Genomic DNA, 17,203 nt, shown 5'->3' on the forward strand with positions numbered 1-17,203 from the left:
TGGAGGAACAATGAGCAACGTCCCGCCGTCCCCAACGAGCCTGCGCGGAGCCGTCGATCTAAGCTCCCTCGTCAACCGCCCCGCGCCAGCGGAAGGTTCAGGCGGTCAGCCGGGCGCGCCGGCCGCCGGCTCGCTCACGCTGCCGAGCCTGTTCTTCGAGGGCACGGACGCGAACTTCAACGACTTCCTCGACCTGTCGATGCGGGTGCCCGTCGTCGTCGACCTCGGGAGCGAGCGGTCTGAGCAGTGGAAGCAGTTCTCGCCGGTGCTCGACCGCGTCGTCGGCGGCTTCGGCGGCCGGCTGGTGCTCGTCAAGGTGGATGTCGACGCCAACCCGCAGCTGGCGCAGGCCTTCCAGGCGCAGTCCGTTCCGGCCGTCGCCGGTCTGCTGGCCGGGCGGCCCGTCCAGCTGTTCGTCGGTGCTCTTCCCGAGCCGCAGATCCAGGACGTGTTCGAGCAGCTGCTGCAGCTCGCGGCGCAGAACGGCGTGACGGATTCGGTGACCGTGGAGGGCGGGGATGCCCCAGAGGGCGCCGACGAGACCGCGGCGGAGCCCGTTCCCGAGCCGCTGCCGCCGCTCCACGCCGAGGCCTACGACGCGATCGAGCGCGGCGACTACGAGGGTGCCATCCGCGCCTACCGCACCGCTATCGCACAGGACCCGCGCGACGCCATGGCCGCCGCGGGGCTCGCGCAGGTGAGCCTGCTCGCACGCCTCGCCGGCCGCAACGCCGACGAGCTCCGCACGGCCGCCGCCGAGGCGCCGAAGGACCCCTCCGCCCAGCTCGCGGTCGCCGACCTCGACCTCTCCGGCGGCCACATCGACGACGCGTTCGACCGTCTCCTGACCCTGTTCCCGACGCTCGACGCGAGCGGCAAGGAGGAGGTCAGGACGCGCATCCTCGAGTATTTCGAGATCGTGGGTGTGGACGACCCGCGTGTGGTCAAGGCCCGGGCTAGGCTTGCCTCGCTGCTGTACTGAGCCCGTCCCCACCGGGCGACGGCATGCGCGGCGCTTCTGCCGCCCGCCTCATCGTCGAGCAGCCTCATCCTGAGGGAGTGATCGCACATGTCCCGTGTGCTCGTCGTCGGAGGCACCGGCCTGGCCGGACGCGCCGTGACAGCGGAGGCTGTCGAGCGCGGGCACGACGTCGTCGTGGCCGCCCGCCGCGTCCCGGATGACGATTCCGAGCAGTACGTCACCGGTGCCACATACGTCACGGCCGACATCGTGACCGGCGATGGTCTGGAGGAGGCCGTCGACGGTGTCGACGTGCTCGTCGACACCAGCAACGGCGTCGGTAAGCAGGCCGCGAACGTCTTCGCCACCGGGGCGCAGAACCTCGTGCACACGGCTGCGCGCTTCGGCGTCCGCCGTGCGGTGCTGCTGTCGATCGTCGGCGCCGACCAGTCCGCCTACACGTACTACCGCGCAAAAGCCGCGCAGGAGCGGGCCTACCTGGACTCCGCCCTCGACACACGCATCGTGCGCGCCACGCAGTTCCACGACTTCGTTACCGCCATCTTCGATCGCGGACGGCCGCTCGGCGCGTTGCTGTCGCCCACCGGGACGCGGTTCCAGCCGATCGCGGTCTCCGACGTCGCCCGCGTGCTGGTCGACGTGGTCGAGGACGAGTCGGGGGAGCCCGACCGCGTCATCCACGTCGGGGGTCCGCGGGTGGAGTCCGCCCGGTCGCTCGCCGAGCAGCACAAGCGGGCCAGCGGGAGCCGCCGCTTCATCCTGCCGATCCGACTGGGAGGCGCGCTCGGCTCGACCTGGCGCGCGGGACGGAACCTGGTGCCGGAGCACGCCGTGGACGGCGTCGGCTATGGCACCTGGCTGGAGTCCGGCGCGCGCGCCTAGCTCTGCCCCCGGCTCAACGGCGCGGCTTGAGCCACAGCGCGCCGAGCGGCGGCAGGGTCAGCACGGCGGAGGCCGGGCGTCCCATCCACGGCTCGTCGACAGCCGTGACAGCGCCCAGGTTGCCGACACCCGAACCGCCGTACGCCTCGGCGTCCGTGTTCAGCAGCTCCTCCCACTCGCCGGCGAACGGCAGGCCGACGCGGTAGTCGCTGTGCGGCGTCCCCGAGAAGTTCAGCAGCACCGCGATCGGGTCGCCCTGCCGGTCCTTGCGGAGGAACGCGAGGACGTTGCCCTGCGCGTCGGACCCGTCGAGCCACTCGAACCCGGCCGGCTCGTTGTCCAGCGCCCACAGCTGCGGATTGGCGCGATAGACGACGTTCAGCTGGGCCACCAGGTTCCAGAGGCCCTGATGCGCCGGCTGGTCGAGGATCCACCAGTCGAGCCCGCGCTCCTCACTCCACTCGGACGGCTGCCCGAACTCCTGTCCCATGAACAACAGCTGCTTGCCGGGATGCGACCACATGAAGGCGAGGAAGGCACGGACGTTCGCCAACTGCTGCCAGTGGTCGCCGGGCATCTTGGTGAGCAGCGAGCCCTTGCCGTGCACGACCTCGTCGTGACTGATCGGCAGCAGGAAGTTCTCGCTCCACGCGTACACGAACGAGAAGGTGATCTCGCTGTGGTGGTAGCTGCGGTACATCGGGTCCTCGTGGATGTACTGCAGGGCGTCGTGCATCCACCCCATGTTCCACTTCAGGCCGAAGCCGAGACCGCCGGACGATGTGGGCGCGGTGACACCGGTGTAGCTCGTCGACTCCTCGGCGATCATCACGGTGCCGGGGTTGCGCTTGTACGCGGTCGCGGTGACCTCCTGGAGGAAGCCGATGGCCTCCAGATTCTCGCGGCCGCCGTGGATGTTGGGCTCCCACTCGCCGTCCTTGCGCGAGTAATCGAGGTACAGCATCGAGGCGACGGCGTCGACGCGCAGGCCGTCGATGTGGAACTCCTCCAGCCAGAACAGCGCGTTCGCGACGAGGAAGTTGCGCACCTGCGAGTTGCCGTAGTCGAAGATGTAGGTGCCCCAGTCCTTGTGCTCGCCGCGGCGTGGGTCGGCGTGCTCGTAGAGGGGCTGCCCGTCGAACCGGGCGAGAGCCCAGTCGTCCTTCGGGAAGTGGCCGGGCACCCAGTCGAGGATGACGCCGATGCCCGCCTGGTGCAGCCGGTCGATCAGGTACTTGAGGTCGTCGGGGGAGCCGAAGCGGCTGGTGGCGGCGTAGTAACCGGTGACCTGGTAGCCCCAGGAGCCGCCGAAGGGGTGCTCGGCGAGCGGCAGGAACTCGACGTGCGTGTAGCCGAGGGCGCCGACGTAGTCGATCAGCTCGTCGGCAGCCTCCCGATAACCGAGCCCCGGGCGCCAGGAGGCGAAGTGGAGCTCGTAGACGCTCATCGGGCCCGCGTGCGGGTCGTGCTCGGCTCGGCCGCGCATCCACTCGTCGTCGCTCCACTCGTGACGGCTCACGGTGACCCGCGACGCCGTCGCAGGCGGGACCTCGGCCGCCTGGGCGAGCGGGTCGATCTTGCGGACCCAGCGGCCGTCCTGCGCGAGCAGGTCGTACTTGTAGATCTCGCCCTCGGTCAGGCCCGGGACGAAGAGCTCCCAGACTCCGGATGCGCCCATGTTGCGCATCGAGTGCAGGGTGCCGTCCCATCCGTTGAAGTCGCCGACGACCCGTACGGCGCGCGCGTGCGGCGCCCAGACGGTGAAGGCGGTTCCGACGACGCCGCCGAGGTCGCGGACGTGCGAGCCGAGCGCGGTCCACAGCGTCTCGTGGCGGCCCTCGGCGATCAGGTGCAGGTCGAGCTGTCCGATCGTGGGGAGGAAGCGGTACGGGTCGTCGCTGGTCCAGGTGCTGCCGTCCTCGTAGCGCGCCTCGATCAGGTAGGCGCCGGGACCGACGATGTCGACGCCCTGCCAGACGCCGTGACCGATGTGGCCCAGCTCGATGTGCGCGCCGTTGGAGAGGACCGCGAAGACGGCCTGAGCGAGCGGGCGGAGCGCCCGGATGACGGTCACCGGGTCGGCGACGCCCGGGGCTGCGACCTGGTGCTGGCCGAGGATCGAGTGGGGGTCGTGGTAGCTGCCGGTGGCGATGGTGGCGAGCACCGTGTCATCCACGGCGGGCAGGTCGACGGCGGCGGCACCTTCGGGGATGGGGGACATGGTTCTACTCCTCAGGTTGTCGGTCGGCGGTCAGAGCGGGCGGACGGACAGGATGTGCACGGGCTCGGTGAACGCGTCGAGGCGCACGTAGTCGTCGGCCCCCCACGTCCAGCGCTGCCCGGTCACACGGTCCTTCACCTCGAACTGCGAGCCGTACGGGATGCCGAGCGCGGCCACATCCAGGTGGATGGTGGTCTCGCGCACCGAGTGCGGGTCGACGTTCGCCACCACGATGACCGCGTCCGACTTGCCCGTGCGGGTGAAGCGTCCGTCCAAATACTTCGAGTACACGAGGATGCTGTCGTCGTCGCTGCTGTGGAGCGTCAGGTTTCGCAGCTGGCGCAGTGCCGGGTGCTCGCTGCGAGCCCGGTTGAGCATCGTCAGGTAACCGGCCAGAGAGTGACCCTGCGACTGCGCCTTGGCGTAGTCGCGCGGCCGGAACTCGTACTTCTCGTTGTCGATGTACTCCTCGGCGCCAGTCCGCGCGACATTTTCGAACAGCTCGAACCCGGAGTACACGCCCCAGGTCGGGGCCGCCGTCGCGGCGATGGCAGCGCGGATCTTGAATGCCGCCGGCCCGCCGAACTGGAGGTACTCGGTGAGGATGTCGGGCGTGTTCACGAACAGGTTGGGCCGCAGGTAGTCGGCGGTCTCGTGCGCGAGCGAGTCGAGGAACTCCTCCAGCTCCTCCTTCGTGTTGCGCCAGGTGAAGTAGGTGTAGGACTGCTGGAAGCCCGCCTTCGCGAGCGTGCGGAGCAGCGCCGGGCGGGTGAACGCCTCGGCGAGGAACACCACGTCCGGGTCGGTCTCGTTGACCGTGTGAATCAGCCACTCCCAGAAGTGCAGCGGCTTCGTGTGCGGATTGTCGACGCGGAAGATGCGGACGCCGAGCGACATCCAGTGCCGGACGATCCGCAGCACCTCCTGCCGCAGTCCCTCGTAGTCGTTGTCGAAGTTGATCGGATAGATGTCCTGGTACTTCTTCGGCGGGTTCTCCGCGTACGCGATGGTGCCGTCGGGAAGGGTCGTGAACCACTCGGGGTGCTCGGTCACCCACGGGTGATCGGGCGACGCCTGCAGCGCCAGATCGAGGGCGACCTCGAGCCCCGCCTGCTTGGCCTTGCCCAGGAAGAAGGTGAAGTCCTTCTCCGTACCCAGGTCCGGGTGGATGGCGTCGTGGCCGCCCTCCGGACCGCCGATCGCCCACGGCGACCCCGGGTCGTTCTCGCCGGCATCCAGGGAGTTGTTGGGGCCCTTACGGAAGGTGCGGCCGATCGGATGGATCGGCGGCAGGTAGACGACGTCGAAGCCCATCGCGGCAACCTCCGGCAGCCGCTTGGCGGCCGTGCGGAAGGTGCCGGACTGCCAGCTACCGTCCGGGAGCTTCTTGGCGCCCTCGGACCGGGGGAAGAACTCGTACCAGCTGCCGACCCCGGCGCGCGTCCGCTCCACCTGGATGGCGCGCGTCGCAGAGAGTGTCGGGAGGCTGACCACGGGCCGCTCGGTGAGGACCTGCTGGATGCGCCCGTCGATCGAGGCGGCGAACCGCTCATCCACTGGCCTTTTGGTGTCCGCGACGACCTTCGCCGCCTCGGACAGGTGCCGGCGCTCGGCCGTACTGCGACGCTTGTCCTTCGAGGCCCGGAGAAGCAGTTCGCGGCCCGTCTCCAGCATCAGCTCGACGTCGATCCCGGCGGGGACCTTCACCTCGGCGTTGTGCCGCCAGGTCGCGTACTCGTCGGCGTAGGCCTGCACGCGGTAGCGCCAGAGGCCGGTCTGCTCGAGTTGCACCTCCACCTCCCACCGGTCGGTGCCGGGGGTTAGCGGGCGCATGTGGTGCTCGGTCTGCTGGCCCGCGGGGTCGAGCAGGATGAGGTCGACGCCGATCTTGTCGTGCCCCTCCCGGAACGCCGTCGCGCGGAACGGGATCACCTCGCCGCTGAACGCGGTCGCGGCCCAGAGGCCCTCATCCACTTGCGGGGAGAGTTCGAGGATCGGGATGCGCCCGAGCAGAGGCTCGTACGGTCCCGTCTGTGCTGATCCCGTCTCCGTGGGCGCCGCTACGGGCGCCGTACTGCTCTTCGTCTCTGCCGCGGAGCCGCTCCGGGCGGGAGGTTTCACCGTGGCCGCCTCTGTCGCGGCGGCTGCTGACCTGGTCGCTGCGTTCTTCACCACGTCCCGACCGTACACTCATTAACCTGCTCGTCACGGGGCTCGTTTAGTGTGGACCGAGTGAAGGCCATCCGTAGATTCACCGTCCGAGCAGTCCTCCCCGACAACCTCGCCGCATTGGAGGAGATCGCCGGCAACCTCCGCTGGTCCTGGCATGAGCCCACCAAGGAGCTCTTCGCCCGTATCTCGCCAGAATTGTGGCAGCAGGTGAAACACGATCCGATCGCCCTGCTGGGCGCCGTCGAGCCCGCGCGGCTCGCAGAACTCGCCGCGGACCAGGGCTACGTCGACTGGGCGAACCACATCCGCGACGACCTGCGTGCGTACCTCAGCGAGCCGCGCTGGTACCAGTCCCTCGACGGGGAGGCACCGCGTACCATCGCGTACTTCTCGCCCGAGTTCGGCATCGCGGCGACCCTGCCGCAGTACTCCGGCGGTCTCGGCATCCTCGCCGGGGATCACCTCAAAGCGGCCAGCGACCTGGGCGTCCCGCTCGTCGCAGCCGGCCTCTTCTACCGCTCCGGCTACTTCTCGCAGGCGATCACGCCCGACGGCTGGCAGCTGGAGAGCTACCCCGTCCTCGACCCGGACGGGCTGCCGCTGAGCGTGCTCCGCGACCCCGACGGGTCGCCGCTGCAGATCTCGCTGGCGCTCCCGGACGGCGTGCTGCACGCGCGGGTCTGGCAGGCCGCTGTCGGCCGTGTCACGCTGCTCCTGCTCGACACCGACATCCCGGACAACGAGGAGCGCCTGCGCTCGGTCACCGACCGCCTGTACGGCGGCGGCGGCGAGCACCGACTGCTGCAGGAGCTGCTGCTCGGCATCGGGGGCGTCCGTGCGGTCAAGGCCTGGACCGAGCTGACCGGGGCGCACGAGGCGGAGGTGTTCCACACCAACGAGGGGCACGCCGGCTTCCTCGGCCTCGAGCGCATCTCCGACCTGATCGGCGAGGGTCTCAGCTTCGACGAGGCGCTGCAGGTGGTGCGTGCAGGAACCGTGTTCACCACGCACACCCCTGTGCCCGCCGGTATCGACCGGTTCGACCGGCCGCTGGTCCAGCGGTACTTCTCTACCTCGCTCCTCCCCGGAGTCACCGCCGACCAGGTGCTTCCGCTCGGTGCGGAGGACTACCCGGGCGGCTCGGCGGACGTCTTCAACATGGCGGTCATGGGCCTCCGGCTCGGTCAGCACGCGAACGGCGTGTCGCAGCTGCACGGCGACGTATCCCGGCACATGTTCAACGGCCTCTACCCGGGATTCGACCCGCAGGAGGTGCCGATCGACTCCGTCACCAACGGCGTCCACGCACCGACCTGGACCGACCCCATGCTGCGCGCCCTGGCCCTCGAGCGGTTCGGCACCGACGACACCACGCACGCCGACTGGGGGAACTCCGCAGCGGTCGGCGACGCCGACCTGTGGGACGTGCGCAACCGGATGCGCGAGCAGCTCGTCCACGACGCCCGTCGGCGCCTCGCGACCGCGTGGGAGGAGCAGAACCCGGGCGGGATCGCGCCGCCGTGGATGGACGACCTGCTCGACCCCGGCGTCCTCACCATCGGCTTCGCCCGCCGCGTGCCCACCTACAAGCGCCTGACGCTGATGCTGCACGACCCCGACCGCCTGCGCCGCATCCTGCTGCACGCGGAGCGCCCGGTGCAGTTCGTCATCGCGGGCAAGTCGCATCCCGCCGACGACGAGGGCAAGCGGCTCATCCAGAAGCTCGTGCAGTTCGCGTCGGAGGCCGACATCCGGCGACGGATGGTGTTCCTGCCCGACTACGACATCGGGATGGCGCAGCTGCTGTACCCGGGCACCGACGTGTGGCTGAACAACCCGCTGCGGCCGCTCGAGGCGTGCGGTACCTCCGGCATGAAGGCGGCCCTGAACGGCGGGCTCAACCTCTCCATCCTCGACGGATGGTGGAACGAGTTCTACGACGGCGAGAACGGCTGGGCGATCCCGTCCGCCGACGCCGCCGGTGACGGCGCCGAACGCGACGCCCTCGAGGCCGAGGCGATGTACGACCTCATCGAGCACCAGATCGCCCCGCGCTTCTACGACCGCGACGGCGACAACGTGCCCGGCGCCTGGGTCGCGCGCATCCGGCACACGCTCGCCACGCTGTCCTCCCCGCTGTCCGCCGAGCGGATGGTCCGGGAGTACGTCGAGCGCCTGTACCTGCCGGCGGCCGCCTCCGAGAACCGGCTGAGCGCGGACGACTACGCCGCCGCGCGTGGCCTCGCCACGTGGAAACAGCGCGTGAAGGCCGCGTGGCCCGGCGTCGCGGTGACCCACGTCGACGCCGGTGGGGTGGACGACGTCCCGCAGGTCGGCGACGAGCTGCACGTGCGGGCGCTCGTCCAGCTGAACGGGCTGTCGCCGCAGGATGTGGAGGTGCAGGTCGTCTACGGTCGCAGCCCCGAGGGCGACGAGCTCACCGACGTGCACCGTCAGGCGCTCACCGTCGACTCGGGCGTCCCTGGCGGCCACGACGCCTCGGTCGCGCACGAGTTCGTCGGCACCGTCCGTCTGGCCTGGGCGGGATCGTTCGGCTACACGGTCCGCGTCGTCCCGATCAACGACCTCCTGCTCACCCCCGCCGAGCTGGGCCTGGTCACGACCGCCTCCTGACCCCGACCCCTTCCGCCCCCACCCTCCGCCCCGGAAGCCAACAGCTCCTGAGTTTTTCGGCCCGCCACCGGCGTGTCGCCCGGAGAAACTGAGGAACTGTTGGCTGGGGATGGGGGTTAGCGAACCATGCGGACGGCGAGGATGGTGGCGTCGCCGGCGGGATGCGTCATGGTCGCGCCGTCGCGGGTGAAGCCGTTGCGACGGTAGAACGCCTCGGCGCGACCGTTGCCGTCCATGACCCACAGGTACGCGGGAGCCGAGCCGATCGCGCAGTCCAACAGTCGCTGCCCGGCACCCGAACCGTAGACGCGTGCGAGGACGTAGAGGCCCTCCAGCTCGCGGTCTCGTGGTGCGTCGTCGTCGCGCCCGGATCCGGCTGTTGCCCAGCCGACGATCTCGCCGCCGCGCTCCGCCACGAACACGGCCGTCTCGCCATCTTCGACGATGTGCCTCCAGCCGACGGCGCGCCGCTCCACGTCGAGAGACGCCATGAAGGCTGCGGGCATCCGCCCGGCGTAGGTCTCGCGCCAAGCTGCGACGTGAACCGCCGCGATGCCGTGCGCGTCAGCGGCTGTCGCGCGCCTCACCGTGATCGGGCTCACCTCATTCATGGGTCGCGACGCGCCGTCGTCGCGGCCATGATCCGGTGCTTTCCACCCCCGCGGCACAGTCATTTGGCGATGGGGGCGAAGGTCGCGGCGGTGGCGGTGAGGAGGTCGGCGGGGGAGAGCTCGATGTCGAAGCCGCGCTTTCCTCCCGAGACGAAGACCGTGTCGAAGAGTTGCGCCGTCTCGTCGACCACGGTGACGTGCCGGGTCTTCTGGCCGATGGGACTGATCCCGCCGACCACAAAGCCCGTGCGACGCTCCGCGACGGCGGGGTCGGCCATCGTCGCGCGCTTGGCGCCGACGGCCGCGGCGAGCGCCTTGAGGTCCAGCATCCCCGTCACCGGGACGACACCGACGACCAGCCCGAGGTCGGTGTCGGCCAGCAGCGTCTTGAACACACGGTCCGGCTCGACACCGAGGGCCTCCGCCGCCTCCAGGCCGTACGACGGCGCCGCCGGGTCGTGCTCGTACGGATGCATTGCGAACGGGATGCCGGCGGTCGTCAGAGCGACCGTCGCGGGCGTGCCCGCAGCGGCTTTCCGGCTCGCCATCAGCCGTGCGCCTCCGGCGCCGCTGTCTGTTCCGCCGCTTCTGCCGGCGTCGCGTGCTCCACGCGGGGCCCGTTCGCCCGGTACAGCTGCATCGAGGTGCCGCCGATGAGTCGCTGGGTCCCCGGGGCCAACTCCGTCGCGTCCTCCGGGATGGGGACCTCGGTCGCCGAGTCCCACAACAGCTGGTACGAGGTGACGCCGGGCGCGACCGGGAGGAACACCTCCACGTCGTCCTCGACGCCGTGCACGACGAGCAGGATGCGGTTGAACTCCTCCTTGTCGGGAGTCGACGCAGCCAGGTACTGCAGCGTCCGGTTCTCTGGCGAGTTCCAGTCCTCGTCGTCCATCCGCTGGCCGTTGGCGTCGTACCAGTCCATGTGGCTGGCGTTCGGCGTGGTCTGCCCGTCGACGGCGTAGCGGCTGGGGCGGAGGGCCGGGTTCTCTCGTCGCAGCTGGAGGAGGCGCTTGGTCGTGTCGTACAGCTCCCGCTGCTCGCGGTTGCGCAGCCAGTTGAGCCAGGTGAGCTCGCTGTCGTGGCAGTAGGCGTTGTTGTTGCCGCGCTGGCTGCGGCCGTACTCGTCGCCCGCGGTGATCATCGGGACGCCGGCCGAGAGCAGCAGCGTGCCCATCAGGTTCCGGATGGCCTTGGCGCGCGTCATCAGCACGGCCTCGTCCACCGTCGGTCCCTCCACACCGTGGTTGAATGACCGGTTGTTGTCTGTGCCGTCGCGGTTGTTCTCGCCGTTGCCGAGGTTGTGCTTGACGTCGTAGGCGGTGAGGTCGGCCATGGTGAAGCCGTCATGGGCGGTGACGAAGTTCACGGAGGCGAGCGGCCCGCGCTCGGGCGAGAACGTGTTGGAGGATCCGGCGAGTCGCGTGGCGAAGCCGCCGATACCGACCGGCGCCTGGCCGTTGCGGCGGGCGTCGGCGATGTCGGCCAGCCAGAAGTTGCGGACCCGGTCGCGGTAACGGTCGTTCCACTCCGACCAGCCGTCGTGGCCATCCACCGGGCCGGGGAAGTTGCCGGTCTGCCAGCCGCCGAGGCCCACATCCCACGGCTCGGCGATCAGCTTGACGCCCTGCAACGCCGGATCGGCCTGCGCGGCAACCAGGAGTGGGTGGTCGCGGTGGAAGGACGCGTCCGCCCCACGCCCCAGGGTCGCTGCGAGGTCGAACCGGAACCCGTCGATCTGCATCTCGTTGGCCCAGTACCGCAGCGAGTCGAGCACGAGGCGCTGCGGGACGGGGTTGCCGAAGTCGACGGTGTTGCCGCATCCCGTCACATCGATGTACGCGCCGGTCTCGTCGTGGCGGTAGTAGGTGGCGTTGTCGATCCCGCGGAAGCTGCTGCGCGGACCGCCGATGCCCTCCTCGGCGGTGTGGTTGTAGACGACGTCGAGGATGACCTCGATCCCGGCCAAGTGGAGCAGCTTCACCATGCCCTTGAACTCCGCCAGCACAGCCTGCGGACCGGCCGCCTGCGCGGCACGCGAGGCGTACGGCGTGTGCGGGCTGAAGAAGTTGAGGGTGTTGTAGCCCCAGTAGTTGGTGAGCCCCTCCTGCAGCAGGCGCTGCTCGGAGACGAACGCCTGCACCGGGAGCAGCTCGACGGCGGTGACGCCCAGGTCTTTCAGGTACCCGATCGTCGACTCGTGGGCGAGCCCCGCGTAGCTGCCGCGCAACTCCTCCGGCACGCCCGGGTTCTGGTGGCTGACGCCCCGGACATGCGCCTCGTAGATCACGGTGTGATCGAGCGGGGTGTTCGGTTTGGCCGCATGGCCCCAGTCGAAGTCGTCGGAGACGACGACCGAGCGCCAGCCGTCGCTCGCCACACGCACGAGTCCTCGTGCGTAGGGGTCGAGCAGCAGCGCCTCCGGGTCGAACATGTTGCCGGGAGCCGTCTGGCCGGAGGCACGCACCGAGTACCGGGTGCCGACGCCGAGGGACCGCGACCGGCCCACCCAGACACCGTTCGCATCCCGGGTCATGGGCACGGTCTTCACCAGCCAGTTCGGGTCGTGCTCGTCGAACAGGCACAGCTCCATGTCGTCCGCATTCGCGGAGAAGACCCTCAGCTCGCCCGCCTGCGGCCCGACGCGCACACCCAGGTGGCGCAGGGGATCGGTCGAGGTCATGCGTTCTAGAGTAGTGACACACGCCTGGACACAGCTCGGAGGGCACCGTGCCGGTCTACCTCGACCACGCCGCCACCACGCCGATTCGCCCGGAGGCGATCGCCGCCTACACCGAGGCCATGGGCGTCGTCGGCAACCCCTCCAGCATCCACAGCCAGGGGCAGCAGGCCCGGCGGATGCTGGAGGAGGCCCGCGAGACGGTGGCCGCGACGCTCGGCGCCGACCCCATCGAGGTCGTCTTCACCTCGGGTGGGACCGAGGCCATCAATCTGGCCATCAAGGGGATGTTCTGGGCACGGAACGCCGGAGTGCACCGGCCGCGCATCATGGTCCCGGGCGGGGAGCACCACGCCACGATGGACACGGTCGAGTGGCTGGAGCGGGCGGAAGGGGCTCAGGCGTCGTGGCTCCCTCTCGACGCCGAGGGACGCATCGACGTGCCCGACTCGCTCTCGGGCGATGACGTGGCGCTGCTCACCTTCCTCGCGGTCAACAACGAGGTCGGAACGATCCAGCCCGTGCGGGCGCTCGCCGAGGCGGCGCGCGGCGCCGGAATCCCCGTGCACGTGGATGCGGTCGCGGCGTACGGGCATCTGCCGATCGATTTCGCCGGGCTCGGGGTGGATGCGCTCAGCGTCTCCGCGCACAAGATCGGCGGACCGGTCGGCATCGGCGCCCTCGTGCTGAGCCGTGCCTCCACCGTGGTGCCGCTCATCCACGGCGGGGGTCAGCAGCGGCAGGTGCGGAGCGGGACTCAGGATGTGGCGGCCGCCGTCTCGTTCGCGACCGCCGCGCGACTGGCGGAGGCGGAGCGCGAGGCGGAGTCCGCGCGGCTCTCCGCACTGCGAGACCGGCTGATCCGGGGCGTGCGCCAGGCCGTCCCCGCGGCGGTGCTGAGCGGGCCGGAGCCGACGTCGGGGGAGCGTGTGGCCTCGAACGCGCACTTCACCTTCCCGGGCGCGCAGGGCGACTCCCTGCTGTTCCTGCTCGACATGGCGGGCGTGTCGGTCTCCACGGGATCGGCGTGCCAGGCGGGCATCCCCGAGCCGTCGCACGTGCTGCTGGCGATGGGACGCGGCGAGCAGGAGGCGCGGAGCGCTCTGCGGTTCACGCTGGGCCGCACCTCGACCGAGGCCGACGTGGATACGCTGCTCGCGGCTCTGCCCGACGCGTACGCGCAGGCGGCGCGGGCGGGCCTCGCGGAGCGGGCCCCCCGGCTCGGCTGAGCGGGCTCAGGGCGGTTGCGCGGGCGAGCGCGGGTAGAATCGCCGGGTGAAAGTTCTTGCGGCGATGAGTGGCGGTGTCGATTCCGCCGTAGCGGCGGCGCGTGCCGTCGAAGCGGGGCACGACGTCGTGGGTGTGCATCTGGCGCTGTCGCGTATGCCCGGGACGCTCCGCACGGGCAGCCGCGGCTGCTGCACGATCGAGGACTCGATGGATGCGCAGCGCGCGGCGAACATCATCGGCATCCCCTACTACGTGTGGGACTTCTCGGAGCGTTTCAAGCTGGATGTGGTGGACGACTTCATCGCCGAGTACAGCGCCGGGCGCACCCCCAACCCGTGCATGCGCTGCAACGAGCGGATCAAGTTCGCCGCGCTGCTGGAGAAGGCGCTCGATCTCGGGTTCGATGCCGTCTGCACCGGTCACTATGCGGCCATCGTCACCGATGCCGAGGGCAACCGTGAACTGCACCGCGCAAGCGCGTGGGCGAAGGACCAGTCGTACGTCCTCGGCGTGCTGACGACCGAGCAGCTGGCGCACGCGATGTTCCCGCTCGGCGCGACGCCGTCGAAGGCGGAGGTGCGCGCGGAGGCCGCCGCTCGCGGGCTGAGCGTCGCGAACAAGCCGGACTCTCACGACATCTGCTTCATCCCGGACGGGGACACCCGCGGCTGGCTGGCCGAGCGGGTCGGAACCGCGACGGGCGACATCGTCGACCGTGAGGGCAACCGTCTCGGCTCGCACGAGGGCGCTCACGCGTACACCGTCGGCCAGCGCAAGGGGCTCAACGTCGGCTATCCCTCGCCGGACGGCCGCCCGCGGTTCGTCCTGGAGGTGCGGCCGAAGGAGAACACGGTCGTCGTCGGTCCTCGGGAGGCGCTCGACATCGCCGAGATCGCGGGCTCGCGGTTCACCTGGGCGGGGCTGCCGCCGGAGGATCCCGCCACGCCGTTCGCATGCGAGGTCCAGATCCGCGCGCACGCCGACCCTGTGCCCGCGGTGGCGTCGGTGACCGGCGGTGAGCTGGTGGTGCGTCCGGACGTGCCGCTCAACGGGGTCGCGCCCGGACAGACCGCCGTCCTTTACGTCGGCACCCGCGTGCTCGGCCAGACCACGATCGACCGGACCGTCTCCGCCGTTCCGGCCTGAGCGCATCCCGGCCTGACATCCCGGTCTGACTCCGCCTGTGCGGCGACCCGCTCGAAGCTCTATGCTCCGGGCATGACCGCAGAGCGAGCGATCCGCCTCCGGCGCGAGGCCTGGGGGTTCGCGATCGGCTCGCTGTTCTTCGTCGTGGGCGCTGTGCCCTTCTACCAGCGCGCGGTCGGGGATGTCGTCACGAACCTGACGTTCTTCGTCGGTGCGCTGTTCTTCACGGCAGCCGCCTTCATCCAACTCGCGCTCAGCGGTCGGCACCCGCCTCGTCGCGGGGCCGATCGTGCCGAGCTCTACGACTGGTGGGCGGCCGCCGTGCAGTTCGCCGGTACCCTCCTCTTCAACGTCAGCACCACGGTGGCGTTGATCTCCGCGGCCGATACCGACGCGCCGGTCGGGGACGGCTGGCGCCCGGACGCCCTCGGTTCGGTCTGTTTCCTGGTGGCGAGTGGGCTCGCCGTGCGCGCGACCGTCGACCGGGAGCGGCTCTGGGACCCGCGAGCGCGCACCTGGCACGGTGCGTGGCTGAACCTGGTCGGCTCGGTCCTGTTCGGCATCTCGGCGATCGGGGCGTACACGCTTCCGGCCTCCGGTGACCTCGTCAGCCTGTTCTGGGCCAACGTCGGCACGCTTCTCGGCGCCGCGTGCTTCTTCGTGGCGGCGGTGCTCAGCCGCAGGTCGGTGCCGGTGAGGATACGCGCCGCGTGAGCGCTCGCAATTCCTCGGTGCGACTGCCAGTATTCGAGTAGCGCCGTCCGGTTGGTCTCACGGACTCGACGGTCCGCTTTCCGTCGAGTGATTGAGACGGGAGGGGCTGTCGGTCCCTCCCCAGGGAGGACGAGCGATGCGCTCACGAAGTGTCGGGGCTACCGCTATGCACAGGCGCCTGCGCCTCGGGTCGGTCGCGGTGGTGGTGGGCGTTGCTCTGGCGTTCGCCGCGCCGGCGATGGCGACAGCGGACACAGTGGTCGCCGCCGTGCCGGTCGGCACGGCAGTTGCCTCGTCGTCCGCGACCGTGCTTTCGCCCGACGGCAGCCGTCTCTATGTGTCCGACTCTGCTGCCGGTGTCGTCTCGATTATCGACACGGCAACCGACACCGTCGTCGGCAGCGTGCCGGTGACGGGCCCCTTCGGGTTGGCTGTCTCTCCGGACGGGTCGCGGCTCTACGTGGTCACGCCCGGCTCCAACTCGCTCGCCGTGGTCGACACGGCGACTCGTACTGTTCTGACCTCGGTGCCCGTCGGTTCTTCGCCGTTCGGTGTCGCGGTGTCTCCAGACGGGTCGCGGGTCTATGTCACGAATGTGAACGGCGCGGTCACCTCGACGACCTCCGTGATCGACACGGCGACCAACACGGTGGTGGCAACGATCTCCGCCGCGATCGGTCCCCGGTCGATCATCGAGTCGCCGGACGGCTCGCGGCTCTACCTCGCGCACTCGACTCCCGCCAGCCATGACATCTCGGTGGTGGACACGGCCACGAACGCCGTGATCGCCACCATCCCGGTCGGTGTGTTTGCGAATGCGGTCACCGGCTTCGCGATCTCCGCTGACGGGCACACGCTGTACGCCGCCAGTAACAACGCCGACACCGTCCGCGTGATCGACACGGCGACGAACACGATCACGGCGACGCTCTCGGCCGGTGTCGGCAACGGCGCCTACGGGTTGGCACTCACGCCGGACGGCACCCGCCTCTACGTGACCAACGCCGTCGCGAATACCGTCTCCGTGTTCGACACGGCCACCAACGCGATCGTCTCCACTCTGGCGGTGGGGAGCACGCCCCGCACCATCCGCATCTCTCCCGACGGTGCGTTCGCCTATGTGGCGAACACGGCTTCGAACACCGTGTCGGTCATCGCCATCGACACGTTCCCCGCCATCACCACCGCGACCGTGCCGGCCGGCACCATCGACGCGCCCTATTCGACCTCCATCGCCGTGACCGGCACTCCCACGCCGACGCTCTCGGTCACCGCCGGGAGCCTTCCGCCCGGCGTGACGCTCACCGGTACGACACTGACCGGCACCCCCAGCGCCGTCGGCACCTACACCTTCACGGTCACCGCCAGCAGCAGCGTCAGCGGCATCCCCGCGACGGCGGACCAGGCCTACACGCTCGTCGTCGCTGCGGTGCCGGCGGACGCACCGATCGGGCTGACTGCAAGCTATGTCAACGCCACGGCCGCGCTGGCGTGGACCGCACCCGCTTTCGATGGGGGAGCACCGATCACCGGGTACCGGATCGAGCGCAGCACGGACGGGTCGCCCTTCGCCGCCCTGGTCGGCGACACCGCAACCACCGCTGTGACCTCCGCCGACGCCACCATAGCCGCCGGTCACTCGTACGCGTACCGCGTTTCCGCTCTCACCGCTGCGGGCGCAAGCGTGCCCTCCAACATCGCGAGCATCACCGTTCCAGCGGCCAGCATCCCCGCCGGCCCGGCATCGCCGACGCCGGCCGCCACCTCACCGGTTGCCTTGAACGGAGGGCTGGCAGACACCGGAAGCGACTCCACGTTCCCGTTGCTCCTGGGTCTTGCCCTCCTCGTCGCCGGCGCCGCGACGATTCTCGCCCGCCGACCGGCCCGCCAGTCCTAGCCGGCGCAACTCGGACGTCGGGGGTCGCGAATAA

General features: G+C 70.1%; 12 protein-coding genes. 7 read left to right on the forward strand and 5 right to left on the reverse strand.

Annotated elements, in window-relative coordinates:
* Positions 1-10 precede the first annotated feature (10 nt).
* Positions 11-982: a tetratricopeptide repeat protein gene (locus AB7E03_RS02490; RefSeq protein WP_489939007.1), complete on the forward strand. Its 972-nt coding sequence runs from the start codon at positions 11-13 to the stop codon at positions 980-982.
* Between the two features lie 87 nt (positions 983-1,069).
* Positions 1,070-1,864, forward strand: a complete 795-nt coding sequence (locus AB7E03_RS02495) for an SDR family oxidoreductase (RefSeq protein WP_489939009.1) — start codon at positions 1,070-1,072, stop codon at positions 1,862-1,864.
* A 13-nt stretch (positions 1,865-1,877) separates the two neighbouring features.
* Here the strand turns inward: AB7E03_RS02495 and glgB are convergent, their stop codons facing one another.
* Both glgB and AB7E03_RS02505 read right to left on the reverse strand, forming a co-directional pair.
* On the reverse strand, positions 1,878-4,085 hold the full coding sequence (glgB, locus tag AB7E03_RS02500; RefSeq protein WP_489939011.1) for a 1,4-alpha-glucan branching protein GlgB: 2,208 nt from the start codon (positions 4,083-4,085) through the stop codon (positions 1,878-1,880).
* A 30-nt stretch (positions 4,086-4,115) separates the two neighbouring features.
* Positions 4,116-6,098 carry an alpha-1,4-glucan--maltose-1-phosphate maltosyltransferase gene (locus tag AB7E03_RS02505; protein WP_489942846.1) on the reverse strand — a complete coding sequence of 661 codons (1,983 nt, stop codon included), beginning with the start codon at positions 6,096-6,098 and terminating at the stop codon, positions 4,116-4,118.
* A 219-nt stretch (positions 6,099-6,317) separates the two neighbouring features.
* Between AB7E03_RS02505 and glgP the strand changes: the two genes are divergently transcribed.
* Positions 6,318-8,891, forward strand: a complete 2,574-nt coding sequence (gene glgP, locus AB7E03_RS02510) for an alpha-glucan family phosphorylase (RefSeq protein ID WP_489939013.1) — start codon at positions 6,318-6,320, stop codon at positions 8,889-8,891.
* 116 nt (positions 8,892-9,007) lie between these two features.
* Here glgP and AB7E03_RS02515 read toward each other — a convergent pair whose 3' ends face one another.
* From AB7E03_RS02515 to glgX, 3 genes are all read right to left on the reverse strand, one after another.
* Positions 9,008-9,493 (reverse strand): GNAT family N-acetyltransferase, encoded by a 486-nt coding sequence (locus tag AB7E03_RS02515; protein WP_489939015.1) that lies wholly within the window; start codon positions 9,491-9,493, stop codon positions 9,008-9,010.
* 68 nt (positions 9,494-9,561) lie between these two features.
* Positions 9,562-10,050 carry a Cys-tRNA(Pro) deacylase gene (ybaK, locus tag AB7E03_RS02520; RefSeq protein ID WP_489939017.1) on the reverse strand — a complete coding sequence of 163 codons (489 nt, stop codon included), beginning with the start codon at positions 10,048-10,050 and terminating at the stop codon, positions 9,562-9,564.
* Positions 10,050-12,185: a glycogen debranching protein GlgX gene (gene glgX, locus AB7E03_RS02525; protein WP_489939019.1), complete on the reverse strand. Its 2,136-nt coding sequence runs from the start codon at positions 12,183-12,185 to the stop codon at positions 10,050-10,052. Before glgX ends, ybaK begins: the two co-directional genes overlap by 1 nt.
* A gap of 47 nt (positions 12,186-12,232) precedes the next feature.
* Between glgX and AB7E03_RS02530 the strand changes: the two genes are divergently transcribed.
* From AB7E03_RS02530 to AB7E03_RS02545, 4 genes are all read left to right on the forward strand, one after another.
* Positions 12,233-13,411, forward strand: coding sequence for a cysteine desulfurase family protein (locus AB7E03_RS02530; RefSeq protein ID WP_489939021.1), 1,179 nt, complete (start codon positions 12,233-12,235; stop codon positions 13,409-13,411).
* A gap of 46 nt (positions 13,412-13,457) precedes the next feature.
* Complete coding sequence (gene mnmA, locus AB7E03_RS02535) at positions 13,458-14,558, forward strand: tRNA 2-thiouridine(34) synthase MnmA (protein WP_489939023.1); 1,101 nt, start codon at positions 13,458-13,460, stop codon at positions 14,556-14,558.
* Positions 14,559-14,630: 72 nt separating this feature from the next.
* On the forward strand, positions 14,631-15,272 hold the full coding sequence (locus tag AB7E03_RS02540; RefSeq protein ID WP_489939025.1) for a hypothetical protein: 642 nt from the start codon (positions 14,631-14,633) through the stop codon (positions 15,270-15,272).
* Between the two features lie 166 nt (positions 15,273-15,438).
* Positions 15,439-17,169: a YVTN family beta-propeller repeat protein gene (locus AB7E03_RS02545; protein WP_489939027.1), complete on the forward strand. Its 1,731-nt coding sequence runs from the start codon at positions 15,439-15,441 to the stop codon at positions 17,167-17,169.
* Positions 17,170-17,203 lie beyond the last annotated feature (34 nt).

It is taken from the genome of Leifsonia sp. RCC_180 (assembly GCF_058138205.1).